The organism is Pseudomonas sp. NPDC089752 (assembly GCF_044748725.1).
GTDB lineage: Bacteria > Pseudomonadota > Gammaproteobacteria > Pseudomonadales > Pseudomonadaceae > Aquipseudomonas.
The window spans coordinates 1-20,900 of record NZ_JBIVGP010000007.1; the positions used below are offsets into that span (position 1 = coordinate 1).

The window sequence follows — 20,900 nt, forward strand, 5'->3', positions numbered from 1 at the left end:
TATGGCACGGGCTACGCCCGTGTTCGCGGCTGAAGCCGCTCCCACAGCTCAATCCGCGCAGCTTTTTAAGTTTTGTGGAAGACAGTTGCTCCCACAGCTCAATCCGCGCAGCTTTTTAAGTTTTGTGGAAGACAGTTGCTCCCACGGGGATTGCATGCCGTCTGAGGCATTTCGCCTGGACTGTGCCCCCAGCGAAGGTCTAGATCGCCGGGCACTGGTGGGTGACGCAATGGATACCACCACCGCCTGCGGCAATTGCATCTATATCCAGCTGCACGATATCGCGCCCCGGTGTCAGTCCTGTGCAGTCTTGAAGCGCGTCCACACCCGCATGCGTGCGCGCATGTCGGCTTGCGGGATGTCCCGGCCCGGGATCAGGCGAGCATAGGTGGCTTCGTCGAGGTAGATATCGAGGTTGTCGCGCATCTGCGGGTCGACCGCCTGACGCGCCTTGGCACTGGCGGTGGGGTAGCCGGTGAAATTGCTGATCGCGGCCATGTTCGCCGGGCGCATGACGAAGTTGATGAAACGATAGGCGTATTCGGGGTGTTTGGCGTCGGCGGGGATGGCCATGGTGTCCATCCACACCGTGGTGCCCTGGCGGGGGACGCGGTACTGGAAGTCCAGCGCCTTGCCGGCAGCCGTGGCCGTGCGTTGGGCCTGGATCACGTCGCCGCTGTAGCCCAGCGACAGGCAGAGGTTTTCGTTGACCAACTCGGTCACCGGCTGGGACTGAAACTTGCGAATGTACGGCCGCACGGCCTTGAGCAGCGCGCTTGCTGCGGCCAGGTCTTCACGCTTGGCGCTGCGCGGCTCGCGGCCCAGGTAATGGAGGACCACGGCCAGCACTTCGTCGGGCGAGTCGATCACCGAGATGCCGCAATCGGCGAACTTGGCCGCCAGCTCCGGTCTGAACAGCAGGTCGAGGTCGTCCAGCGGCGCATCCGGCATGCGCTCGCGGACCTTGGCGGCGTTGACCGTCAGGCCGATGGTGCCCCAGGTGTAAGGCACGGTCGCCTGGCTGGCCTTGGGGTACTGCGCATGCAGCTTGCGCAGGCCTGGCTCGATGTCGTCCAGCGCCTCAAGCCGGCTCGGGTCGAGCGGCTGCAGGCTGCCGGCGCGCATCAGGCGCTCGGCCACGGTATCGCCGGGGAACACCAGGTCGTAGCCGCTGCGCCCGGACATCAGCTTGGCTTCGAGCACCTCGCTGCCGTCCATCACGTCATAGATCACCTGGATGCCGGTTTCGGCGGTGAACTGCTTGAGGGTGTCCTCGGCAAAATAGTCGGCCCAGTTGTACAGGCGCAATGTCGGTTGGTCGGCGTGAGCCTGGCTGGTACACAGGGCCAGGGCGAGCGCGGCCATCGCAGGCAGCTTCATGGTCAGGTCCTCGCGGTAGCGACGCGCAGCAGGCTCATCGGCAGACCTCCGGCTGTTGCTGGGTGATGCAATGGATGCCACCACCGCCGTGGGCGATGTGGTCGATGCGCACCGGCACGATCTCCCGGCCGGGGAAGGCGTGGGCCAGTTGCGCGGCGGCTTCGGCGTCGGCGGCGATGCCATAGGCCGGCATGATGATCGCGCCGTTGGCGATGTAGAAGTTGGTGTAGGACGCGCAGAACACCTCGGCGTCCTGATCGACCGCAGCGCTGGCCTCGTACAGATCGAGCAGCTCGAAGTGGCGGCCCTGGGCGTCGGTAGCCAATTCGAGAGCACGGCGGTTTTCCCGTACGACGTCGGCGTAGACCGAGTGGTGTTCATGGGTAGCGTCGACCAGCAAAACGCCGGGGCGAGCGAAGGCGCACACACCGTCGACGTGGCCATCGGTCATGTCGCCGGTGACGTACTGCGGGTCACCCGGCAGCCAGATGGTTTTGCTGACGCCCAGGTAGCGGGCGAAGCATGCTTCGAAATCGGCCTTGCTGATGCCGGGGTTGCGGTTGGGGTTGAGCAGTACCGACTCGGTGGTGATCAGCGTGCCTTCGCCGTCCACATGGATCGCACCGCCTTCGTTGCACAAGGACGTGCTGAAACCGTCCAGGCCCAGGTGGTCGAGCATGCGTCGGCCCAGGCTGCGGTCATGGCCATGCTGCGACTTGCCGCCCCAGGCGTTGAAACGCCAGCTCAGCCCGGCGAGGCCATGTTGTGGATGGCAGAGGAAGCTCGGCCCGCTGTCACGGCACCAGCTGTCGTCCACGGCCAATTCGATCAGTTCGATGTTGGCACCACACAGGGCGCGAGCGCTCTCTACTGCAGAGGGATCAACGACCATTTTCACCGGCTCGAAGCGGGCGATGGCGGCGGCGACGCGGGCATAGTCGCGCTGCACGTCGGCGAGGTTGACGTTCCAGCCGTTTTCCCACAGGGCTTGATTGTGTGGCCAGATCATCCAGGTAGCCGCGTGGCAGGCCCATTCGGCGGGCATGCGCCAGCCGCTGTCGAGGGACAGGTGCATAGAGAACTCCGATCTATTAAGGATTTTTATCAACGAAGCCCGCCGTCGCGGGTGTTGGTGTCCATGCTATGGCTATGAAGAGGGCGCGACAAACGATAGATTTAGCGCATATCTGATCAGCAGGGCTTATCGATCATGCTCAAACACTGGCCACCCCTCAACGCGCTGCGGGGTTTCGAAGCGGCCGCACGGCTCGGCAGCTTTCACAAGGCTGCCGAATCGCTCAATCTCACCCAGTCGGCCATCAGCCAACAGATTCGCAGCCTGGAAACCTACCTGGAACAGCCGTTGTTCCACCGCGCAGGCCGCAGCGTGAGCCTGACCGACGCCGGGCATGACCTGCTCAGCACCACCCAGTCGCTGCTGCAGCACCTGGCCGTGGGCATTCGCCGGCTGGAGCAATACCGCAAGCCCAACCAGCTGGTGGTCAACACCAGCCCGGCCTTCGCCCGGCACTGGCTGCTGCCGCGGCTGGCGGATTTCCATCAGCGCTGCCCGGAGGTCGACCTGTGGCTGTTCACCAGTTTCGAGGTGCCGGACATGGCCAGCGAGACCATCGACCTGGCCATCCGTGACGACCTGAGTGCTCAGGCCGAATGCAGTTTCAGCGTGTTGCATCAGGATCGGTTGTACCCGGCTTGCCACCCTTCGCTGGCGTCTTCAGCGACGCGCACCACCTTGCACGGCGAACGGGAAATGGACTGGAGCCACTGGCAGCTGGAAGGTGGCGAAGATGTCGGGCAGCAGGGCAAGGGGCTGAACTTTTCCGACCCCGGTCTGCTGCTGGATGCCGCCAGTGAAGGGCTGGGCATCGCCCTGGTCAGCCAATTGCTGGCCCAGCGGGCGGTGCAGGAGGGGCGCTTGCAGGCGCTCTCGGCGCAGTGCGTACGTGGCCCAGCATGGGCCTGCCTGGTGCACCGCGACAGCCAGGACGATCCCTTGGCGCGGCGCTTTCTGCAGTGGCTGCAAGGCCAGCTGGCAGAGCAAGCGCCGTTTTGCATCCCTTCAAACACCCCGTAATATGTGTCGGATAACCTGCGGGGGTAGTCTCACCCTCTGATCAAACGGAATCGCCCATGGCGGCGCTTCCCTGCATAAACCTGACGAGGTACAGACATTGGCCATCATTCATCCTAAGGTTCGCGGTTTCATCTGCACCACGACTCACCCGAAGGGCTGCGAGCTCAACGTCCGTGACCAGATCGAAGCCACCCGCAAGCTGGGCGTGCGCGAGGATGGCCCGAAGAAGGTCCTGGTCATCGGCGCATCCAGCGGCTACGGCCTGGCGGCGCGCATCACCGCAGCCTTTGGCTTCAAGGCCGACACCCTGGGTGTGTTCTTCGAAAAACCAGGCACCGAGACCAAGCCCGGTACCGCCGGCTGGTACAACGCTGCCGCCTTCGACAAGTTCGCCAAGGCCGAGGGCCTGTACAGCAAGTCGATCAACGGTGACGCCTTCTCCGACGAAGCCCGCGCCAAGGTCATCGAGCTGATCAAGAACGAAATGGGCGGCCAGGTCGACCTGGTGATCTACTCCCTGGCCTCGCCAGTGCGCAAGCTGCCGCAGACCGGTGAACTGGTCCGCTCCGCGCTCAAGCCAATCGGCCAGCCGTACAAGTCGACTGCCATCGACACCAACAAGGACACCATCATCGAGGCCAGCATCGAGCCGGCCACCGAGCAGGAAATCGCCGACACCGTCACCGTCATGGGCGGCCAGGACTGGGAACTGTGGATCGATGCCCTGAACGCCGCTGGCGTGCTCGCACCGCAGGCCCGCACCGTAGCCTTCAGCTACATCGGCACCGAAATTACCTGGCCGATCTACTGGCACGGCGCCCTTGGCAAGGCCAAGCAGGACCTGGACGAAACGGCCGAGCGCCTGGCCAAGAAAGTCGGCGGCAGCGCCAACGTAGCCGTGCTCAAGTCGGTGGTCACCCAGGCCAGCTCGGCCATTCCGGTCATGCCGCTGTACCTGTCGATGGTCTTCAAGATCATGCAGGAGAAGGGTGTTCACGAAGGTACCCAGGACCAACTGGACCGCATGTTCCGTGACCGCATGTACCGAGCCGACGGCGCCCCGGCGGAGCTGGACGAGAAAGGCCGCCTGCGCCTGGACGACTGGGAACTGCGCGACGACGTGCAGGACGCCTGCAAGGCCATGTGGCCGCAGGTGACCACCGAGAACCTGTTCGAGCTGACCGACTACGCCGGTTACAAGAAACAGTTCCTCAACCTGTTCGGCTTCGAGCGCGCTGACGTCAACTACGACGAAGACGTGGCGACCGATGTGAAGTTCGACTGCATCGAGCTGTAATTCGATGTAGAAGATGGGGGCCGATACAGGCCCCCATTTTTTTGCTAGCGTTGGCGCACAACAACAGGAAGCGCGCCATGAGCAGCCTCATCCAACCGGCCACGCCCTTTCGCCAGACCGCAGCCGACGGCTACAGCCTCGGTGGTTTCTGCTGGCGCCACGCCCAGGCCAATGGCCAGCGCCCGCTGGTGATCATCAACGCTGCCACGTCCGTGCGCTGCCGTTACTACGCCCGCTTTGCCGACTACCTGTTCGCCCAAGGCTGCGACGTCCTTACTTACGACTACCGAGGCATCGGCGAATCCCGACCAACGTCCTTGCGCGGCTTTCAAGCCTCGTGGAGTGACTGGGGTCGACTGGATTTCGAAGCCATGCTGGCACACGCCGCACAGGCGTTTCCTGGCCAGCCGGTGGATGTAGTGGGGCACAGCTTTGGCGGCTGCGCCGTAGGGCTGGCGCCGTCTGCCGGGCAGGTCCGGCGGGTAGTGATGGTGGGTGCGCAATTCGCCTACTGGCGCGATTACGCGGCCGATCAGCGTTGGCGGCTGTTTGGCAAATGGCATGTGCTGATGCCGTTGCTGACCCGTGCGTTCGGCTATTTCCCCGGCAAGCGCCTGGGCTGGATGGAAGACACCCCGGCAGGCGTGGTGCAGGACTGGACCACGCGTACCCCGCGCTATGAGCACAGGCCCAGCGGGCGCAGCCTGGAGAGGGTGCCTTTTGCCCAGCTGCAGGCGGCGACGCTGGCGATCAGCCTGACCGATGACCCGTTTGGCACGGTGGCGGCCACTGAGCGACTGCTAGCTTATGTACAGGGCGCCGAGCGCCGGCATCTGCGGATCGCGCCTGTGGATATCTCGGTCGAAGAAATTGGCCACTTCGCGTTCTTCCATGATCGGTTCCGCGAAAGCTTGTGGCCTGTTGCGCTGCAATGGTTGCAGCACGGCAGGTTGATGGCGGACGGGCCGGGGCAGGTCATCAGCTGAAGGTGCCTGCCCGGCCCGTGGGAATCAGGCGTTGCGCGAAAGCGGCTGCGCGGTGAATTTCACACCCGCCAGGCCATGCTTGATCAGCGCCCGGATATTGCCATGGTCAGTACCTTCCGGCGTAGCCAGCACATCGCGGTAGTGCTCGCCGAAGGCCAGCAGGGCCTCCTGATCGCTCAAGCCTTCCAGCAGGGCCAGGCCCAGGGTCTTGCACGAGCCTTCGTTCTGCCCGGCGGCGTTTTCCACGCCGCCATTGTTGAAGGCTTGCGGCTGGTAGCTGTAGTTGCCAGCGATGAATGCCAGGGTATCGGCAAAGGCGTGTTGGCCGCTGGCCAGGCTGGCGCGCAGGGTATTCAGATCAGTCACGAGGTTTTCCTTTTTCGAATGCCGCCTGCTGGTCGGCACTGGCTTCTTTCTGGTACTGGGCTTTCCACTCGGCGTAGGGCATGCCATACACCGCTTCGCGGGCGTCATCCAGGCTGATGTCGACCTGGCGCTCGTCGGCAGCGGCCTTGTACCACTTGGACAGGCAGTTGCGGCAGAAACCGGAGAGGTTCATCAGGTCGATGTTCTGCACATCGGTGCGCTTCTGCAAATGGTCGACCAGGCGCCGGAAGGCGGCGGCTTCGAGTTCGAGCTGTTGTTGGGGCGTCATGGGCTTCTCTCAGGTCATGCGATTCTTCAGGTGGCGGCCACCGTTGATGACCACCTGGCTGCCGGTGCTGTACTGGCTGGCGAGCAGGTACTTGACCGTCTCGATCAGGGGCGCGGCGCCGGGTTCGAATGGCAGCAGGGCCTTTTGCAAGGTCTGCTGCCGATAGGCGTCGTCACCCCCTTCCTTGAGGATCAGCAGCCCAGGCAGGATACCGTTGACGTGCACGTTGGGCGCGTATTTTTCGGCAAACGACAACACCATGTTCTGCAGCGCGGCCTTGGTCGCGGCATAGCCGATATGGCTCTTGCTGCCCCGCGATGAGGTTTCGTCGCAGATGTGGATGATGTCGGCCTTGTCGACGTTGGCCAGCAGGTCACCCAATGCCAGGTTCAGGTGGTACGGCGCTTCGACGTGCAGGCGGAACATGGTCTCGAGGTTGTCCAGGCCGTCGTCGAGCCACAGCGAGGCGTTGTGGATGATCGCGCGCAGCCCGTCGTAGTGCTGCTGGAGATGGTCGATCAGTGCCTGGCGGTCGCTCGCCTGGCACAGGTCGGCCTGGAAGTGCACGATGTTCGGGTGCGCGGACTGCGGTTGGGCGCTGCGGCTGGCACTGACCACGGTATGGCCGGCCTCTGCCAGTTCAAGGGCCAGGGCCAGCCCGACGCGCTGGCTGGCTCCGGTAACGAGAATTGGGCTGTTCATGTGCGGGCGGTCAACTTGTCGTTCCTGTCGTTGCCGCCCAGCATACCGGAACTGTTTCCCTCTTGTATGGCCTGGCCGCAACGGCCACGCAATGCCGTGCCAGTTGGCGGCGAGGGGGGCATCCAATTGGCCAGTAGGCGGATCGAGAGGGGAGGGGGCAAATATCTAGTGGCAAATAGTGGCTAACCCGTAGGTCAAGAGCTCATAGTAGAATGCGCATTCAATTACCGCGCACAGGTAACTCAGTGCAGATGAACAAACAGGGACGTATTTCGCAAAGCGAGCTGGAACATAAGGAACTGTTTCCGATCGGTGAGGTGTCCCGCCTCACCGGGGTCAATGCAGTGACCCTGCGTGCCTGGGAGCGCCGTTACGGGTTGATCCAGCCCACCCGTACCGAGAGCGGCCACCGGTTGTACTCACAGGTGGATATCGACGATATCCGCCGCATTCTCGGTTGGCTCGAGCGTGGCGTTGCAGTGAGCAAGGTCGGCAGCATCCTCGCGCGTGGCCAAGCCCATGTGCAAGGCATGCTGGCGGCCGATTCGGCCGCTCGCTGGCAGGCGCAGTTGCGTGAAGCCGTGCAACGCTTCGATGCCGCCAGCCTCGATCGTCTGTTCGATCAGGTGTTCGCTGCCATTAGCCAGGATCAGGTGTTCAGCGAGGTGTTCATGCCTGTCTGGCATGACCTGGGCGCGCAAGGGGCGTTCGGCCAAGTCAGTGAGTGGCTGTTCCTCGATCAATTCCTGCGCGCCCGTGTGTTTTCACGCCTGCAGCTCGCACGCATAGCGCGCAGCTGCAACGTGTTGCTGGCGCCGCTGCCAGGGCAGTGCTTCGAATTGGAGTTGCTGGTGACTGGCCTGGTGCTGAGCAGCGATGAGGTTGGGGTGACCTTGTTGATGCCTGGCCAGCCGCTGGATGAACTGGCGGTGGTCTGTGCCAGGCTCAGGCCGGATGCGGTGATACTGTTCTCCAATCACGCACCCACTGCCGAATTGGGCAAACGTTTGGGTCGTCAGGCCCTGACACTGGAGTGCCCAATACTATTGGCTGGAGAGGCGGCGGAATCAGCCCAGGAGAGCCTGGCGGGCAGCACGGTTGCGTGCCTGGGCGCCGACGCTGCCGTGATGCGGCGGCAGCTGCGGCAGTACCTCGCCGGTCAGCTCGATACCTGAGCGTGCAGCTCCGGGTGGGCGTGGCGATGGGCCTGGAGGATGTATTCACGCAAGCGCTCGACTTCGTCGTCCGAGCTGCGGCTGAGGTCGTAGGCCGCAAGATCCGGGCCGATACGTCGGCGCAGCCTGCCGTGCAGGCTGATTGGAGGGATGTCCGCTGGTGCAAAGCGCAAGTCGAAACGCGTTGGCGCTTCCGGCAGGCCACGGACTTCCAGCAGCGCACCCTTGAACGAGATATCACGCACGAACAGGCCACTGGCCTTGCCATCAGCGTCGAGCAGGGCACTCGGCTGGTCCATCGACAGGCGCCAGGGGCGCAACATCGGACCGTCCTCGTAAATTTCCGGCGAGCCGATCTGCAAGTGCACGGCGTGGAACTCGTCTTCCACCAGTTGTAGCGGGAAGCTGATCTGCTGGTTGTTGAACTGCGCCTGCAGGGTGACCTGCTCATTGGCGACCAGGCGGGTCAGCAACGACTGGATGCGACGGTCGCCATTGACCCGCAGGCTCGACATGGGGTCGGCCAGGTTCAGTTGCGGGGAATGCTGCATGTCCTGGATGAAATCCAGCTCGTCCTGGGTCAAAAGCGCATCGGCATGCATGATCGAACTCGGTGGTGACGATTTCTTCAACGGGATTGACCGTGCGAAAGGCGCTTGGTTCAGGGGCGCTCGTCAGAATTTCGACGAGCATGCAATTCGGCCAGTTCGCGTTCCAGCTCGACCTGGCGGCTGACGTCCTTCTGAATACCAATGAAGTAGGTGCGCTGGTCGGCATCACTGCGCACCGGGGTGATCGACAGCTCGTTCCAGAACGCACTGCCGTCCTTGCGATAGTTGCGCAGCACTTCGCGGCACGGGCGGCCCTCGCTCAACGCCTTGCGGATGCGTGCGCGGCCAAGCTGGTCGCGGTCATCGGCCTGCAGGAAGCGGCAGTCCTGGTAAAGGATTTCATCACGGCTGAAGCCGGTCAGGCGTTCGAACGCCGCGTTCACGTAGATCAGGATGGTGTCTTCACCTTCCTGTTCGGCGACGACGATCCCGTCGTTGGACGCGTCGACCATGGATTGCAGCAGTTGCGCGTTGATCATGCCCGGGCCTTTCACAGAGAGGGACTTTGGTAGGTGCGGCCTTTTGCCATCGTTGAATGCTAGTATCCTACGTTTTCACTCAGTTTCGGAATCCACTTCCCGATGAAAGTCGCCATTATTTCTGGCTCGGTGTATGGCACCGCCGAAGAAGTTGCCCGCCACGCCGAATCGCTGCTCAAGGCTGCAGGCTTCGAAGCCTGGCACGCGGCCCGCGCCACCCAGCAGGATCTCGAAGGTTTTGCCCCGCAAGCGTTTCTGGCAGTGACTTCGACCACCGGCATGGGCGAACTGCCGGATAACCTCATGCCGCTGTATAGCTCCATCCGTGACACATTGCCTGCCGCCTGGCGCGGCCTGCCGGGGGCGGTGATCGCCCTGGGCGATTCCAGTTACGGCGATACCTACTGCGGCGGTGGTGAGCAGCTGCGTGAGTTGTTCGCCGAACTTGGCGTGCGTGAAGTGCAGCCGATGCTCAAGCTCGATGCCAGCGAGACGGTCACCCCGGAGACCGATGCCGAGCCCTGGTTGGCAGCGTTCGCCCAGGCTTTGAAGGCTTGAGGCAGGCCAGCAAAGTGACCGTTCGTGCCACTGACTCGCTCGGTCATCAAGCTGGCTGGCAACGCAAGTTTCACCGGCATTGCGCCTGACTAGACTCAGCCTCGACATAGAGAGCACATGTATGTGCCGAGGTGACATGCAATGACCGCAGCCTTGCCCTATTCCCTCAACACCCCCTCACTACCGGGACGACTCTGATGCCTTTGGCCGAGATACCATTGTGCGTCTGGCGTACCCGGAGTCAGAGTTTCACATTCCGGGGCCAGAGCATTCGCTACTGGACCGCAGGGCAAGGAGAGCCCCTGCTGCTTCTGCATGGATTCCCGACCGCCAGTTGGGATTGGCATTACCTCTGGGCACCGCTTGCCCAACGCTTTCGGCTCATCGCTTGCGACATGCTGGGCTTCGGCGATTCGGCCAAGCCGCTCAACCATACCTACAGTTTGATGGAGCAAGCCGATCTGCAGCAGGCGCTGCTTGCCCACCTGGAGGTCAGCCAGCCCGTACATCTGCTGGCGCACGATTACGGTGGCAGCGTGGCCCAGGAACTGCTGGCGCGACACCACGAGCGCCGCGCGGAAATTGCCAGCTGTGTGTTCCTCAACAGCGGTTTGATTGCTGAAAGCTGCCGGGTACTGCTGGTGCAGAAGCTGCTGCTCAGCCGCTTGGGCTGGCTGGTGGCGCGTTCTTTCGGGCGTGATGATCTGGTGCGCAATGTCACCCAGGTTTACGGGCCGTGCACGCACCCCAGCGAGAGTGCGCTGGATGACTTCTGGAGCCTGATTGCGGCCAACGGCGGCACGCGCATCCTGCACAAGCTGGTCGGTTTCGTGACCGAGCGCAGGCTGCATCGCGAGCGCTGGGTCGGCGCACTGCAGCGCGAAAACGTGCCGCTGCGCTTCATCAATGGTGCGGTCGATCCGCTTTCCGGCGCGCACATGGTCGAACGCTATCGGCAATTGGTGCCCAACCCGGACACCGTGCAACTGCAAGGCATTGGCCATTACCCGCACACCGAAGCGCCGGTGCAGGTGTTGCGCCACTACCTGGCCTTTCGTGAACAACCGCTGAGCTACCTGCCGCAGAAGGTGGCCTGGTCCTGAACGGGTGACATCGTTCAGCGTTATCGCCTGGCATTCAGCCTGAGTGAGCTTGATTGTCCGTCGGCAGGGGCTGGCGGACACTCGACGTATTCAACCTGATCTGGAGCCATGAGCATGAGCGAGCCGGTAAGTCTGCAAGACCGTGTGGTGATCGTAACGGGGGCCGGTGGTGGCCTGGGCCGCGCCCATGCGCTGCTGTTCGCCGCGCGTGGCGCCAAGGTGGTGGTCAACGACCTTGGCGGTTCCACCCAAGGTGAAGGCGCGAGCGCTTCGGCGGCCGATCGGGTGGTGGACGAAATCCGCGCGGCAGGTGGCACGGCGGTGGCCAATCACGACTCGGTCAGCAACGGCGCACGCATCGTCGAACAGGCTCTGGACAGCTTTGGCCGGGTCGATGTGCTGGTGAACAATGCCGGCATCCTGCGCGACAAGTCCTTCCTCAAGATGGAAGACAGCGACTGGGAGCAGGTTTACCAGGTCCATGTCGAGGGCGCCTACAAAGTCACGCGTGCAGCCTGGCCGCACTTGCGTGAGCAGAATTGGGGGCGGGTGATCTTCACCGCATCGACCTCTGGCATCTACGGCAACTTCGGCCAGGCCAACTATGGCATGGCCAAATTGGGGTTGTATGGCTTGACCCGCACCCTGGCCATCGAAGGGCGCAAGCACGGTGTGCTGGTCAATGCGATTGCGCCAACGGGTGGCACGCGCATGACCGAGGGCCTGATTCCACCGCAAGTGTTCGAACGCCTCAAGCCGGAGCTGGTCAGCCCGCTGGTGGTTTACCTGGGCAGCGAGCAGTGCCAGGACAGCGGCCAGCTGTTCGAGGTGGGCGGTGGCTGGATTGGCAAGGTGCGCTGGGAGCGCAGCCTGGGTGTCGGCTTCGACCCGCGCGAAGGGTTCACCCCGGAACAGGTGGCGCAAAGCTGGGCGCAGATCGGTGACTTTACCGAGGCGGTGCACCCGCAAGACAGCTTGCAAGCGTTGCAGCAGATGATGGCGAACCTGCAGGAGTATCCGCTGGGATGATGTTCAACGGGCAATAAAAAAGGCCGCTGCAAAGCGCAGCGGCCAATCGAGACGTTAGATCAAGGAGCTTCAAAATCAACGCCGGTGAACCTCGCGGGCCTGAAGGGCTGGGGGGGTAGTTGCCCTTCAGGCCGGCCAGTGAGTAAAGAATAAGCGCTTGATCCTGTGGGAAAAATAGCCGCTTGTGACATTCACCTTTACGTTTGGGGCAACAGTGCCACGGTGCCGTTTCAGGGCTGTGGCGAGTAGCCCATGCGCCAGCTGGTGTCCCGCGCCGCTGCCAGCAGGCGTTGCGCCGCTGGCCCATGTTCATCGGCATGGAAGATCGACGTCGGCCCGACCACGGTCATCACCGCGGCGATCTGCCCCAGAGCGTTGAACACCGGTGCAGAGAGCGCATCCACCCCTGGCATCAGCAAACCATGCACATGGTGCAGTCCCTGCTCGCGAATGCCGGCCAGCAGCTCGTCGTAATCACTGGCGCAGTGCTGCAGCACTGCCAGCTCCTTGTCACGCAGCTCAAGGGTTTCGCGTTCGGGCAGGTAGGCAGCGAACACCAGCCCAGTGGACGAGCTGAGCAGCGGCAGGACCGAACCGATCTGGGTCACCACCGTTACGGCGCGCACCGCAGGCTCGATGCTCACCACCGTAGCACCTTGATTGCCCCACACGGCAATGAAGCAGCTCTCGTTCAGCTCATCGCGCAGCTGCGACAGCGGCAGCGCTGCGACCTTGAGCACATCGATGCTGCCCAGTGCCGCCAAACCCACCCGCAATGCCTCACGCCCCAGCCCATAGTGGTTGGTGGCCGCATCCTGTTCGGCAAAACCACTGGCGATCAGCGCCTGCAAGTAGCGGTGCACTTTGCTCGCCGGCATCTGCACATGTTCGGCAAGACGCGACAGCGAGGTAGAGGGCGACAATTCGGCGAGCGCTTTGAGGATGTCGGTGCCGACTTCCGCCGATCGGACCTTCTGTTTGCCGTTGTCGCTAGGGGAGCTGGCTTTGGCCATGGGTAGGACGTTTCCGAGTTTTACGAGTCGCGCCTTTATAGCTTGACGCTTTACCCTGAGCAAATTACGTTATTCGTAATGTGATTACGATAATAACAATTTCCGGAGGCATCGATGAACCGCGACGCGTCGCCAGACCTTCAGTACCTCAGCGGTTTCGGTAACGAATTCGCCAGTGAAGCATTGCCTGGGGCGCTGCCCGTCGGGCAGAACTCACCGCAGAAGGCGCCTTATGGGTTGTATGCCGAGCTGCTGTCGGGCACCGCGTTCACCATGGCGCGCAGCGAACTGCGCCGTACCTGGTTGTATCGCATCCGCCCCTCGGCGCTGCACCCGCGCTTCGAGCGTCTGGCGCGCCAACCCTTGAGCGGACCGCTAGGAGCGGCTAACCCCAATCGCCTGCGTTGGAGCCCTCAAGCATTCCCGCCCGAACCGACCGATTTCATCGAAGGATGGCGGCCGATGGTGGCCAACTCGGCGGCGGAAAAACCGGCGGGGGTCAGCATCTACATCTACTGCGCCAACCGCTCGATGGAACGGGTGTTTTTCAACGCAGACGGTGAGTTGCTGCTGGTCCCGGAACAGGGCCGGCTGCGTATTGCCACCGAGCTGGGGGTGATGGAAGTTGAACCGCTGGAAATTGCGCTGATCCCGCGTGGCATGAAGTTCCGCGTCGAACTGCTCGATGGCCAGGCCCGTGGCTACATCGCCGAAAACCATGGCGCACCGCTGCGCTTACCAGACCTAGGCCCGATCGGCAGTAACGGTCTGGCCAACCCGCGCGACTTCCTGACGCCAGTGGCGCACTACGAAGAATCCGCTGGCCCGGTTCAACTGGTGCAGAAATTCCTCGGCGAACACTGGGCCTGCGAGCTGCAGCATTCGCCACTGGACGTGGTCGCCTGGCACGGCAGCAACGTGCCTTACAAGTATGATCTGCGCCGCTTCAACACCATTGGCACGGTCAGCTTCGATCACCCCGATCCGTCCATCTTCACCGTGCTGACCTCGCCGACCAGTGTGCATGGCCTGGCCAACATGGACTTCGTGATCTTCCCGCCACGCTGGATGGTAGCCGAGAACACCTTCCGGCCACCGTGGTTCCACCGCAACCTGATGAATGAGTTCATGGGCCTGATCAGCGGTGCCTACGATGCCAAGGCCGAAGGCTTCCTGCCCGGCGGCGCCTCGCTGCACGGGGTGATGAGCGCCCATGGGCCCGATGCCGAAACCTGCGACAAAGCCATTGCCGCCGACCTGGCGCCGCACAAGATCGACAACACCATGGCCTTCATGTTCGAGACCAGCCAGGTGCTGCGCCCGAGCCAGCAGGCTCTTGAGTGCCCGCAATTGCAGGCCGACTACGATAGTTGCTGGGCGACCTTGCCGAGCACCTTCAACCCGAACCGGAGGTAACCCATGACCCTGTCCGCCATTGCCCGTAGTTGGGTCGAGACTGCCAACGGGCACCGCGACTTCCCGCTGCAGAACCTGCCGCTGGGCATCTTCAGCCGCCCGGGTGAAGCGCTGCGCTGCGGCGTCGCCATTGGTGATGCGATTCTCGATCTGGAGGCGGTGCTGGCTGCCGGATTGTTCGAAGGCCAGGCCAAGGCCGCCGTGGAGGCCACCCGTGGCGGCGCGCTGAATGCGTTCTTCGCCCTCGGCCGCAATGCCCGTGTTGCCTTGCGTGAACGGTTGCAGGCGCTGCTCGGCGAACAAAGCGAGCACCAAGCCGCGCTCAACGCCGCACTGTACCCGGCCAGCGATTGCCAGTTGCACCTGCCGGCCAAGGTCGGTGACTACACCGATTTCTACGTGGGCATTCAGCACGCCACCAACGTCGGCAAGTTGTTCCGCCCCGACAACCCGCTGCTGCCCAACTACAAGTACGTGCCGATCGGCTACCACGGCCGCGCCTCGACCTTGCGCCCATCGGGTACCGCTGTGCGCCGTCCCAAAGGCCAGACCCTGCCGGCCGGCCATACTGAACCGAGCTTCGGCCCCTGCTCGCGCCTGGACTACGAACTGGAACTGGGCATCTGGATCGCCCAGGGCAATGACATGGGCCAGGCGATTCCGATCGCCGAAGCCGACCAGCACCTGGCGGGCCTGTGCCTGCTGAACGACTGGTCGGCGCGCGATATCCAGGCCTGGGAATACCAGCCGCTGGGGCCCTTCTTGTCGAAAAGTTTCATCACCACGCTGTCGCCCTGGGTGGTCACTGCCGAAGCGCTGGAGCCGTTCCGCTGCGCCCAGCCGCCGCGCCCCGAAGGTGATCCGCAACCGCTGGCGTATCTGTCCGACGCGCGCGACCAGGCCAATGGCGCCTTCGACATCGAACTGGAAGTGCTGCTGCTCACCGAGCGCATGCGCGAGCAGGGCTTGCCTGCCCACCGCCTGGCGCTGAGCAACACCTTGAACATGTACTGGACCGTGGCACAGTTGATCACCCACCACAGCGTCAACGGTTGCCAGTTGCAGCCAGGCGACCTGTTCGGTTCGGGCACGTTGTCCGGCGCCACGCCGGATTCGTATGGCAGCCTGTTGGAGATCACCGAGGGCGGCAAGCAGCCGGTGGAATTGGCCAGTGGCGAGGTGCGCAAGTTCCTCGAAGATGGCGACGAGATCATCCTGCGTGCCCGTTGCCAGCGTGATGGCGTGGCGAGCATCGGTTTCGGTGAGTGCCGCGGCAAGGTCATCGCCGCTAACTGAGGGAGCCGGGCCATGCAGCTGTACACCTATTACCGTTCCACGTCTTCGTACCGCGTGCGTATCGCCCTGGCACTCAAGGACCTGGACTACCAGGCCTTGCCCGTGAACCTGCTCAAGGGCGAGCAGCGCGCCGATGGCTATGTCGAGGTCAACCCACAAGGACGGGTGCCAGCGCTGCGCACTGATGAGGGCGCGGTGCTGGTGCAGTCCCCGGCGATCATCGAATACCTGGAAGAGGTCTATCCACAACCCGCGTTGTTGCCGGCCAACGCGGCGGCAAGAGCCACGGTGCGTGGCGTGGCGGCGCTCATCGGTTGCGATATCCATCCGTTGCATAACGTCAGTGTGCTCAACCAGCTGCGCCAGTTGGGCCATGACGAGGCACAGGTCAACCAGTGGATTGGCCACTGGATCGGCCAAGGGCTGGCAGCCGTCGAGCAGTTGATCGGTGATGAAGGCTATTGCTTCGGCGAGGCGCCCGGGTTGGCGGATGTCTACCTGATCCCACAACTGTATGCGGCCGAACGCTTCAACATCGACCTTGGCCCTTATCCGCGTATCCAACGCGTGGCGCAGTTGGCCACCGAGCACCCGGCATTCGCCAAGGCGCACCCCGCCTGTCAGCCGGATACTCCAGCTCAGTGAATGGAACGGTTGGCCAGCGGCAGCTTGCCAATCCGTTCGGACAACTTCAGGCGCTGCACCGGGTCGTCGGTCAGCAGCAAGGCGTGCTCCAGGTCGAAGCGTTCGGCCTGTGGGCAACCCAGGTGCTGATAGAGCGATGCGCGGGTCGTGTAGTCGCTGACCTGCACCGGGCCCAGTTGCATCACCCGCTCGGCGTCGATCAGCGCAGCCAGGTGATTGTCGTTGCTGATGTGCAACTGGCGCAGGTTGCGCGACAGGCGCTGCAGCATCTGCGTTGGCGTGGCCGTGCGCAGGTGCTCGGCGGTGAGCGGCACATGGGGGCCAAACTGACGAGCGAGCAGCTCGCGGCAATCATTGGGGTACAAGCGCCGGCCGCCGCACGGGTCGAGCAGGTGATCGGCACCGGGTACCCGCAGCAAGAAATGGCCAGGAAACGCCACTCCTTCCAGTGGAATGGACAGGCGCCGGGCCAGTTCCAGGGTAATGATCGCCAGCGCCAGCGGCTGGCCGCGACGGCGTTGCAGCACTTTGTCCATCAGCGCCGCTTGCGGGCGCAAGGGGTGGTATTCATCCTGCTGGAAACCCAGCGTGTTCAATTGGCGCAGCAGTGGCTGGGCCAATTCGCCCACAGGTAGTAGCGGCAAGGTGGCGCTGATCTCGGCGTACAGGTGCTGCACGGTGGCAAGGCTGGCTGCGGGCTCGATCTTGCAATCGTGCTCGACGGCAATCCACAGGGCGGCTTCCAGCAGGGCGACCGGCTCGCGTTCCAGGCAGGCCAGGCAGGCTTGGCGTGGGTTCATCGGGGTATCTCCACATGCTTGAGTAATAGCTGTGGTGCCGTGATTCGTCCAGTGGTCCGGTTGCCCGGTGCTGTGTAAGCCGATGCCTATACTAGAAAAAGCACCTCGTAGGGGAGCCCGCCGATGTTCGCGCTGATGCAAAGCACCCGCACCCAGTCGCTGCACCTGTTCACCGATCCGAAAACCGGCCTCAAGGCCGTGGTGGCGATTCATAGCGAGATCCGCGGGCCGGCGTTGGGAGGATGCCGCTACCTGCCCTATGCCGATGACGAAAGTGCCATGGCCGACGCCATTCGGCTGGCCCAGGGCATGAGCTACAAGGCGGCACTGGCCGGGTTGTCATTGGGCGGTGGCAAGGCGGTGATCATGCGCAACCCGCATGTGGAAAATCGCGCGGCGCTGTTCGAGGCGTTCGGCCGTTTTATCGATACCCTGCAAGGGCGTTTCATCATCGCCGTAGACAGCGGCACGTCGACCTTGGACATGGATTGCATTGCCCAGAGCACGCCGCATGTGACCAGCACCACGGCATCGGGTGACCCCTCACCGCACGCGGCCATGGGGGTGTTCGCCGGCATTCGCGCGACGTGCCTGGCGCGATTGGGCAACAGTGATCTCAAAGGCTTGCGCGTGGCGGTACAAGGCCTGGGCAACGTCGGCTATGCCTTGGCCGAGCAACTTTATGCGGCAGGTGCCGAGTTGCTGGTCAGTGACCTGGACCCTGGGCGGGTACGGCTGGCGGTCGAGCAGTTCAATGCTCACCCGGTGACGAACGATGCGTTGATCAGCACCCCCTGCGATATCTTTGCGCCGTGCGGCGTGGGGCCGGTGCTCAATGGCCAGACGGTGATGCAATTGCGCTGCGCTGCGGTAGCCGGCGCGGCCAACAACCAGCTGACCACCTTGCAGGTGGCTGACCAGCTGGAGTCCCGCGGGATTCTTTATGCGCCGGATTACGTGATCAACGCCGGTGGGTTGATCTACGTGGCGATGAAGCACCGTGGTGAAGAGTTGAGCACCATCACTGGGCAACTGGCGCGGATACCCGAACGGCTGACCGAAGTGTATGCCCACGCCCAGGCCGAGAAACGCTCGCCGGCGAGGGTGGCGCAAATGCTGGCGGAGCGGTTGCTGTACGGATGAACAACTGATCGACTTGACCGTCGGTATGCTTTTCCCACAATCCCCAAGCTGACGCGACGATCCCAGTAGGAGCGGCTTTAGCCGCGAACACCGGCGAAGCCGGTGCCATCCACCGCTTCGCTCGCTTCGCGGCTAAAGCCGCTCCCACAGGGTAGGCGGCTTAAGCGCGCCCTTACTCTGCAGCGCCACCTTCGAGCAACTCAGCCAACGCATCCGGTTGGCTCTTGAACGCCCGTGCGAACACGTCACGGTTCTTGGCCATGTAGATACCGGCTTCCTCGACCTGTTGCTCGCTCAGCGAAGGCACCGCCTTTTGCAACACCTCGGCCAGGCGCTCGGCCAGTTCGAGCATCTTGTCGTGACGATCTGCTTCGGCCTTATCCATGAACAAGCGCTCCGGGTCGCGGCTGCTGCGGTACACCACTTCGACGGCCATTCATCACCTCTGTGCCTTTTTGCGGTTGGTTGATAGATCACTGTATGCGCATACAGTAATGGCATCGCTCCTCAGGTGCAAGCCTTGCCGCAAAAAAGCCTGGCTCACAGGTGCCTTGCGGCAATCGGTCGCCTTCCAAGACAGGGGCATGGGCCCTTTAACTGCATGGCACAAACGTCACAGCGGTGGCGCATCATCCTTCACGTCGTATCGGGGAGCTGGAATCGTGAACATCAAATGGGCGGAAAAATTGCGCAAAGGCCTGCACGGCTCGGCCGACTCGCTGGGCAATCTGTGTGTCGAGGCGTTCCACTACCTCGCCCTGTTCGGCATTGGCGCGATCACCGCCTACGCGGCAGTGATGACGTTCCTGGACATGCTCGGCAAGGGCGGAATCAGTGTCGATGACATCCTGTTGCTGTTCATCTACCTCGAGCTCGGGGCGATGGTCGGGATCTACTTCAAGACCAACCACATGCCGATCCGCTTCCTGCTGTACGTGGCGATCACTGCGCTGACCCGCCTGCTGATCGGCGATGTCTCGCACCACAAGGCGCCGGATGAAGGGTTGTTGTATCTGTGCGGTGGCATCCTGCTGCTGGCGTTTTCGATCCTGGTGGTGCGCTACGCCTCGTACCGTTACCCCTCGACCAAGGTGCTGGATGCCAATGGCAAGGAAGTGGAAGACGGCAAGTAAGGTGCTATCCATCTAGTGCCAATGCCTGCCTGACGAGATGTTGAATCTTGGCTGGCGCTCAACGAACGTCGTGGCATAGGGTCGCGATCAACGGGCGCCTCAGGAGAACAACAATGAGCGTTAACGCCGAAAATGTGCATGCCCACCTCAAGAAGGCACTGAACCTTGACCCCGATAAGATGCATGTCACTGAGGTCACCGATGTCATCGATCTCAGCGTAGTGCGTAGCCGCACCCTGGTAGAAGAGTCTCTGCACTGGTTGAAACAGAAGCAGGAACCGACCTACGACCAAGGCCTGTTCGGGCTGTTCTACGCACCGGGCACCTTCGACGCCGCGCATCGCGTAGCCCATGTGCGCTTGTCGGATCTTGAGCGGGAAATCGGCCGGATGTTGGCGTCGCTGGGCTGAAGATCAGTTAGCCACGCCTACCGTCGCCAATGGCCTGGCATCACCGGCTGTTTTGCAGGTCAGCGCGGCCAGCACCTGCAGTGGGTTCTGCCCCAGCTCGATGGCCAGGCCCAGGCGAATGCTGTCGATGACCCGCTGCAGGCGCACCGGGTCGTTGCGCTGGGCCTGGCTGATCAGGCGCTTGGCGACCACGCCCGCATCGTCGGACAGGGTCAGCATGATGCTGCCGTCCAGACGCTCGATGCTCAGGTTGACTCGGTACTCGGGGGCGAAGGCGGCGCTGATCTGCTCGAATGGGTTGTTCATGGTCGGTAGTCTGCAAAGAATGGCTGCAGAAGTTGACCGGACAACGCTCAGGTTGGTTCAAGGCCATTGATCGGTGCAAACGAAAACGCCCGGCACTTGGCCGGGCGTTGTCGTTCACAGGCGAATCAGGCGTCGGGATCGCTCAGCTCCAGCACGCCGCGCTTGCTGCGGAGTTTGCCGTAGAAGTGTTCCAGCGCATTGTTCAGCTTGCTGGCGGCCCCGTCGACCGCCTGGTCCAGCGAGGTGGCGGTATGGGTCACGGAAATCGGTTGATGGCCTTTCGGGCGAGCCTCCATCTGGCAGCGTTTGTCATGCGGCCCGGGCTTGGCGCCGTTCTCGTCGCGCAGGTGCACCTCGATGCGGGTGAGGTCTTCCTCGTAACGTTCGAGTGTGGCTTCCAGCGTACTGCGGACCCACTCGTTGAGACGGATGTTGCCTTCGATATGGTTGCTGCTGTTGACCTGGATTTGCATGATTCAATCCTTATTCAGCTTGCTCGCATGGAGGCGTGCCTAGGCCCTTGAGGGCCTTGATATTTCTGCGCCTCTTGACTCTAAGGTCAGGCAACCGCGCGACAATTTCAACCCCTCTTTGAAAATATTTGTGTACGCCTGGAGAGTGATGGTGTTGTCGAGATCGAGCGCCGCCCGCGCGGCGCTCGATTTGCG

General features: G+C 62.8%; 26 protein-coding genes. 13 read left to right on the top strand and 13 right to left on the bottom strand.

The features are described 5' to 3' along the window. Positions 1–199 precede the first annotated feature (199 nt). Genes ACIPZF_RS13115 through ACIPZF_RS13125 form a run of 3 tightly spaced genes read right to left on the bottom strand, consistent with a single transcriptional unit; the run spans position 200 to position 2,455 of the window. Positions 200–325: an agmatine deiminase family protein gene (locus tag ACIPZF_RS13115; protein ID WP_400799725.1), complete on the bottom strand. Its 126-nt coding sequence runs from the start codon at positions 323–325 to the stop codon at positions 200–202. Beyond that, a complete protein-coding gene (locus tag ACIPZF_RS13120) occupies positions 295–1,380 on the bottom strand; it encodes an extracellular solute-binding protein (protein WP_400799727.1) in 1,086 nt (361 codons plus the stop codon). The genes ACIPZF_RS13115 and ACIPZF_RS13120 overlap by 31 nt, the downstream gene beginning before the upstream one ends. A 34-nt stretch (positions 1,381–1,414) precedes the next feature. Next, positions 1,415–2,455 carry an agmatine/peptidylarginine deiminase gene (locus tag ACIPZF_RS13125; RefSeq protein ID WP_400799729.1) on the bottom strand — a complete coding sequence of 347 codons (1,041 nt, stop codon included), beginning with the start codon at positions 2,453–2,455 and terminating at the stop codon, positions 1,415–1,417. A gap of 135 nt (positions 2,456–2,590) precedes the next feature. Between ACIPZF_RS13125 and ACIPZF_RS13130 the strand changes: the two genes are divergently transcribed. The 3 genes from ACIPZF_RS13130 to ACIPZF_RS13140 all read left to right on the top strand — a co-directional run bounded on the left by ACIPZF_RS13130 (position 2,591) and on the right by ACIPZF_RS13140 (position 5,758). Beyond that, on the top strand, positions 2,591–3,475 hold the full coding sequence (locus tag ACIPZF_RS13130; protein WP_400799732.1) for a LysR substrate-binding domain-containing protein: 885 nt from the start codon (positions 2,591–2,593) through the stop codon (positions 3,473–3,475). Positions 3,476–3,572: 97 nt separating this feature from the next. Further along, complete coding sequence (fabV, locus tag ACIPZF_RS13135; RefSeq protein ID WP_400799735.1) at positions 3,573–4,772, top strand: enoyl-ACP reductase FabV; 1,200 nt, start codon at positions 3,573–3,575, stop codon at positions 4,770–4,772. 77 nt (positions 4,773–4,849) lie between these two features. Further along, on the top strand, positions 4,850–5,758 hold the full coding sequence (locus ACIPZF_RS13140) for an alpha/beta fold hydrolase (RefSeq protein WP_400799738.1): 909 nt from the start codon (positions 4,850–4,852) through the stop codon (positions 5,756–5,758). A 24-nt stretch (positions 5,759–5,782) separates the two neighbouring features. Here ACIPZF_RS13140 and ACIPZF_RS13145 read toward each other — a convergent pair whose 3' ends face one another. Genes ACIPZF_RS13145 through folM form a run of 3 tightly spaced genes read right to left on the bottom strand, consistent with a single transcriptional unit; the run spans position 5,783 to position 7,115 of the window. Then, complete coding sequence (locus ACIPZF_RS13145) at positions 5,783–6,124, bottom strand: HopJ type III effector protein (protein WP_400799740.1); 342 nt, start codon at positions 6,122–6,124, stop codon at positions 5,783–5,785. Then, the gene (locus ACIPZF_RS13150) at positions 6,117–6,413 is read right to left on the bottom strand and encodes a DUF1244 domain-containing protein (protein ID WP_400799743.1); all 297 of its coding nucleotides are present in this window, start codon (positions 6,411–6,413) and stop codon (positions 6,117–6,119) included. The genes ACIPZF_RS13145 and ACIPZF_RS13150 overlap by 8 nt, the downstream gene beginning before the upstream one ends. A gap of 9 nt (positions 6,414–6,422) precedes the next feature. Next, positions 6,423–7,115 (bottom strand): dihydromonapterin reductase, encoded by a 693-nt coding sequence (gene folM / locus ACIPZF_RS13155; protein ID WP_400799745.1) that lies wholly within the window; start codon positions 7,113–7,115, stop codon positions 6,423–6,425. 251 nt (positions 7,116–7,366) lie between these two features. Between folM and ACIPZF_RS13160 the strand changes: the two genes are divergently transcribed. Next, positions 7,367–8,290, top strand: a complete 924-nt coding sequence (locus tag ACIPZF_RS13160; RefSeq protein WP_400799747.1) for a MerR family transcriptional regulator — start codon at positions 7,367–7,369, stop codon at positions 8,288–8,290. On the opposite strand, the gene ACIPZF_RS13165 is transcribed toward ACIPZF_RS13160, so the two are convergent. Continuing rightward, complete coding sequence (locus tag ACIPZF_RS13165) at positions 8,275–8,892, bottom strand: hypothetical protein (protein WP_400799750.1); 618 nt, start codon at positions 8,890–8,892, stop codon at positions 8,275–8,277. The two genes, ACIPZF_RS13160 and ACIPZF_RS13165, sit on opposite strands and share 16 nt — an antisense overlap. Positions 8,893–8,951: 59 nt before the next feature. Beyond that, positions 8,952–9,380 carry a PAS domain S-box protein gene (locus tag ACIPZF_RS13170; RefSeq protein WP_400799753.1) on the bottom strand — a complete coding sequence of 143 codons (429 nt, stop codon included), beginning with the start codon at positions 9,378–9,380 and terminating at the stop codon, positions 8,952–8,954. A gap of 102 nt (positions 9,381–9,482) precedes the next feature. On the opposite strand from ACIPZF_RS13170, the gene ACIPZF_RS13175 reads away from it, so the two are divergent. From ACIPZF_RS13175 to ACIPZF_RS13185, 3 genes are all read left to right on the top strand, one after another. Further along, positions 9,483–9,938, top strand: a complete 456-nt coding sequence (locus tag ACIPZF_RS13175; RefSeq protein ID WP_400799755.1) for a flavodoxin — start codon at positions 9,483–9,485, stop codon at positions 9,936–9,938. 197 nt (positions 9,939–10,135) lie between these two features. Next, positions 10,136–11,041 carry an alpha/beta fold hydrolase gene (locus tag ACIPZF_RS13180; protein WP_400799758.1) on the top strand — a complete coding sequence of 302 codons (906 nt, stop codon included), beginning with the start codon at positions 10,136–10,138 and terminating at the stop codon, positions 11,039–11,041. Positions 11,042–11,155: 114 nt separating this feature from the next. Then, positions 11,156–12,070, top strand: a complete 915-nt coding sequence (locus ACIPZF_RS13185; RefSeq protein ID WP_400799761.1) for an SDR family oxidoreductase — start codon at positions 11,156–11,158, stop codon at positions 12,068–12,070. 230 nt (positions 12,071–12,300) lie between these two features. On the opposite strand, the gene ACIPZF_RS13190 is transcribed toward ACIPZF_RS13185, so the two are convergent. Next, positions 12,301–13,083 carry an IclR family transcriptional regulator gene (locus ACIPZF_RS13190; RefSeq protein WP_400799764.1) on the bottom strand — a complete coding sequence of 261 codons (783 nt, stop codon included), beginning with the start codon at positions 13,081–13,083 and terminating at the stop codon, positions 12,301–12,303. 114 nt (positions 13,084–13,197) lie between these two features. Here ACIPZF_RS13190 and hmgA point away from each other — a divergent pair, with 114 nt between their 5' ends. The 3 genes from hmgA to maiA are packed head-to-tail and all read left to right on the top strand — an operon-like array spanning position 13,198 to position 16,440. Then, complete coding sequence (hmgA, locus tag ACIPZF_RS13195; RefSeq protein ID WP_400799767.1) at positions 13,198–14,499, top strand: homogentisate 1,2-dioxygenase; 1,302 nt, start codon at positions 13,198–13,200, stop codon at positions 14,497–14,499. A gap of 3 nt (positions 14,500–14,502) precedes the next feature. Then, complete coding sequence (gene fahA / locus ACIPZF_RS13200) at positions 14,503–15,795, top strand: fumarylacetoacetase (protein WP_400799770.1); 1,293 nt, start codon at positions 14,503–14,505, stop codon at positions 15,793–15,795. A gap of 12 nt (positions 15,796–15,807) precedes the next feature. Beyond that, on the top strand, positions 15,808–16,440 hold the full coding sequence (gene maiA, locus ACIPZF_RS13205; protein ID WP_400799773.1) for a maleylacetoacetate isomerase: 633 nt from the start codon (positions 15,808–15,810) through the stop codon (positions 16,438–16,440). On the opposite strand, the gene ACIPZF_RS13210 is transcribed toward maiA, so the two are convergent. Further along, the gene (locus ACIPZF_RS13210; protein ID WP_400799776.1) at positions 16,434–17,240 is read right to left on the bottom strand and encodes a SirB1 family protein; all 807 of its coding nucleotides are present in this window, start codon (positions 17,238–17,240) and stop codon (positions 16,434–16,436) included. The two genes, maiA and ACIPZF_RS13210, sit on opposite strands and share 7 nt — an antisense overlap. A 123-nt stretch (positions 17,241–17,363) precedes the next feature. Between ACIPZF_RS13210 and ACIPZF_RS13215 the strand changes: the two genes are divergently transcribed. After that, entirely contained in the window at positions 17,364–18,383 is a 1,020-nt protein-coding gene (locus tag ACIPZF_RS13215) for a Leu/Phe/Val dehydrogenase (RefSeq protein ID WP_400799779.1), read from the top strand. A gap of 172 nt (positions 18,384–18,555) precedes the next feature. Here the strand turns inward: ACIPZF_RS13215 and ACIPZF_RS13220 are convergent, their stop codons facing one another. Further along, complete coding sequence (locus tag ACIPZF_RS13220; RefSeq protein ID WP_028689835.1) at positions 18,556–18,819, bottom strand: YebG family protein; 264 nt, start codon at positions 18,817–18,819, stop codon at positions 18,556–18,558. Between the two features lie 226 nt (positions 18,820–19,045). Here ACIPZF_RS13220 and ACIPZF_RS13225 point away from each other — a divergent pair, with 226 nt between their 5' ends. Next, positions 19,046–19,516, top strand: a complete 471-nt coding sequence (locus ACIPZF_RS13225; RefSeq protein WP_400799782.1) for a phosphate-starvation-inducible protein PsiE — start codon at positions 19,046–19,048, stop codon at positions 19,514–19,516. A 113-nt stretch (positions 19,517–19,629) separates the two neighbouring features. Then, on the top strand, positions 19,630–19,926 hold the full coding sequence (locus ACIPZF_RS13230; RefSeq protein ID WP_400799785.1) for a hypothetical protein: 297 nt from the start codon (positions 19,630–19,632) through the stop codon (positions 19,924–19,926). A 3-nt stretch (positions 19,927–19,929) separates the two neighbouring features. Here the strand turns inward: ACIPZF_RS13230 and ACIPZF_RS13235 are convergent, their stop codons facing one another. Beyond that, positions 19,930–20,232 (bottom strand): DUF3509 domain-containing protein, encoded by a 303-nt coding sequence (locus tag ACIPZF_RS13235; protein WP_400799788.1) that lies wholly within the window; start codon positions 20,230–20,232, stop codon positions 19,930–19,932. Positions 20,233–20,357: 125 nt separating this feature from the next. Then, on the bottom strand, positions 20,358–20,705 hold the full coding sequence (locus tag ACIPZF_RS13240) for an HPF/RaiA family ribosome-associated protein (RefSeq protein WP_016395445.1): 348 nt from the start codon (positions 20,703–20,705) through the stop codon (positions 20,358–20,360). Positions 20,706–20,900: the final 195 nt, after the last annotated feature.

Bases quoted from the DNA above. Each gene is read 5' to 3' on its own strand.
- ACIPZF_RS13125 (WP_400799729.1), bottom strand. From the start codon at position 2,455: ATGCACCTGTCCCTCGACAGCGGCTGGCGCATGCCCGCCGAATGGGCC.
- ACIPZF_RS13235 (WP_400799788.1), bottom strand. From the start codon at position 20,232: ATGAACAACCCATTCGAGCAGATCAGCGCCGCCTTCGCCCCCGAGTAC.
- ACIPZF_RS13185 (WP_400799761.1), top strand. From the start codon at position 11,156: ATGAGCGAGCCGGTAAGTCTGCAAGACCGTGTGGTGATCGTAACGGGG.
- ACIPZF_RS13175 (WP_400799755.1), top strand. From the start codon at position 9,483: ATGAAAGTCGCCATTATTTCTGGCTCGGTGTATGGCACCGCCGAAGAA.
- ACIPZF_RS13230 (WP_400799785.1), top strand. From the start codon at position 19,630: ATGAGCGTTAACGCCGAAAATGTGCATGCCCACCTCAAGAAGGCACTG.
- ACIPZF_RS13140 (WP_400799738.1), top strand. From the start codon at position 4,850: ATGAGCAGCCTCATCCAACCGGCCACGCCCTTTCGCCAGACCGCAGCC.
- ACIPZF_RS13180 (WP_400799758.1), top strand. From the start codon at position 10,136: ATGCCTTTGGCCGAGATACCATTGTGCGTCTGGCGTACCCGGAGTCAG.
- ACIPZF_RS13215 (WP_400799779.1), top strand. From the start codon at position 17,364: ATGTTCGCGCTGATGCAAAGCACCCGCACCCAGTCGCTGCACCTGTTC.
- ACIPZF_RS13190 (WP_400799764.1), bottom strand. From the start codon at position 13,083: ATGGCCAAAGCCAGCTCCCCTAGCGACAACGGCAAACAGAAGGTCCGA.
- ACIPZF_RS13220 (WP_028689835.1), bottom strand. From the start codon at position 18,819: ATGGCCGTCGAAGTGGTGTACCGCAGCAGCCGCGACCCGGAGCGCTTG.
- ACIPZF_RS13150 (WP_400799743.1), bottom strand. From the start codon at position 6,413: ATGACGCCCCAACAACAGCTCGAACTCGAAGCCGCCGCCTTCCGGCGC.
- ACIPZF_RS13120 (WP_400799727.1), bottom strand. From the start codon at position 1,380: ATGAAGCTGCCTGCGATGGCCGCGCTCGCCCTGGCCCTGTGTACCAGC.
- ACIPZF_RS13130 (WP_400799732.1), top strand. From the start codon at position 2,591: ATGCTCAAACACTGGCCACCCCTCAACGCGCTGCGGGGTTTCGAAGCG.
- ACIPZF_RS13160 (WP_400799747.1), top strand. From the start codon at position 7,367: ATGAACAAACAGGGACGTATTTCGCAAAGCGAGCTGGAACATAAGGAA.
- ACIPZF_RS13240 (WP_016395445.1), bottom strand. From the start codon at position 20,705: ATGCAAATCCAGGTCAACAGCAGCAACCATATCGAAGGCAACATCCGT.
- hmgA (WP_400799767.1), top strand. From the start codon at position 13,198: ATGAACCGCGACGCGTCGCCAGACCTTCAGTACCTCAGCGGTTTCGGT.
- fahA (WP_400799770.1), top strand. From the start codon at position 14,503: ATGACCCTGTCCGCCATTGCCCGTAGTTGGGTCGAGACTGCCAACGGG.
- ACIPZF_RS13170 (WP_400799753.1), bottom strand. From the start codon at position 9,380: ATGATCAACGCGCAACTGCTGCAATCCATGGTCGACGCGTCCAACGAC.
- maiA (WP_400799773.1), top strand. From the start codon at position 15,808: ATGCAGCTGTACACCTATTACCGTTCCACGTCTTCGTACCGCGTGCGT.
- folM (WP_400799745.1), bottom strand. From the start codon at position 7,115: ATGAACAGCCCAATTCTCGTTACCGGAGCCAGCCAGCGCGTCGGGCTG.
- ACIPZF_RS13165 (WP_400799750.1), bottom strand. From the start codon at position 8,892: ATGCATGCCGATGCGCTTTTGACCCAGGACGAGCTGGATTTCATCCAG.
- ACIPZF_RS13210 (WP_400799776.1), bottom strand. From the start codon at position 17,240: ATGAACCCACGCCAAGCCTGCCTGGCCTGCCTGGAACGCGAGCCGGTC.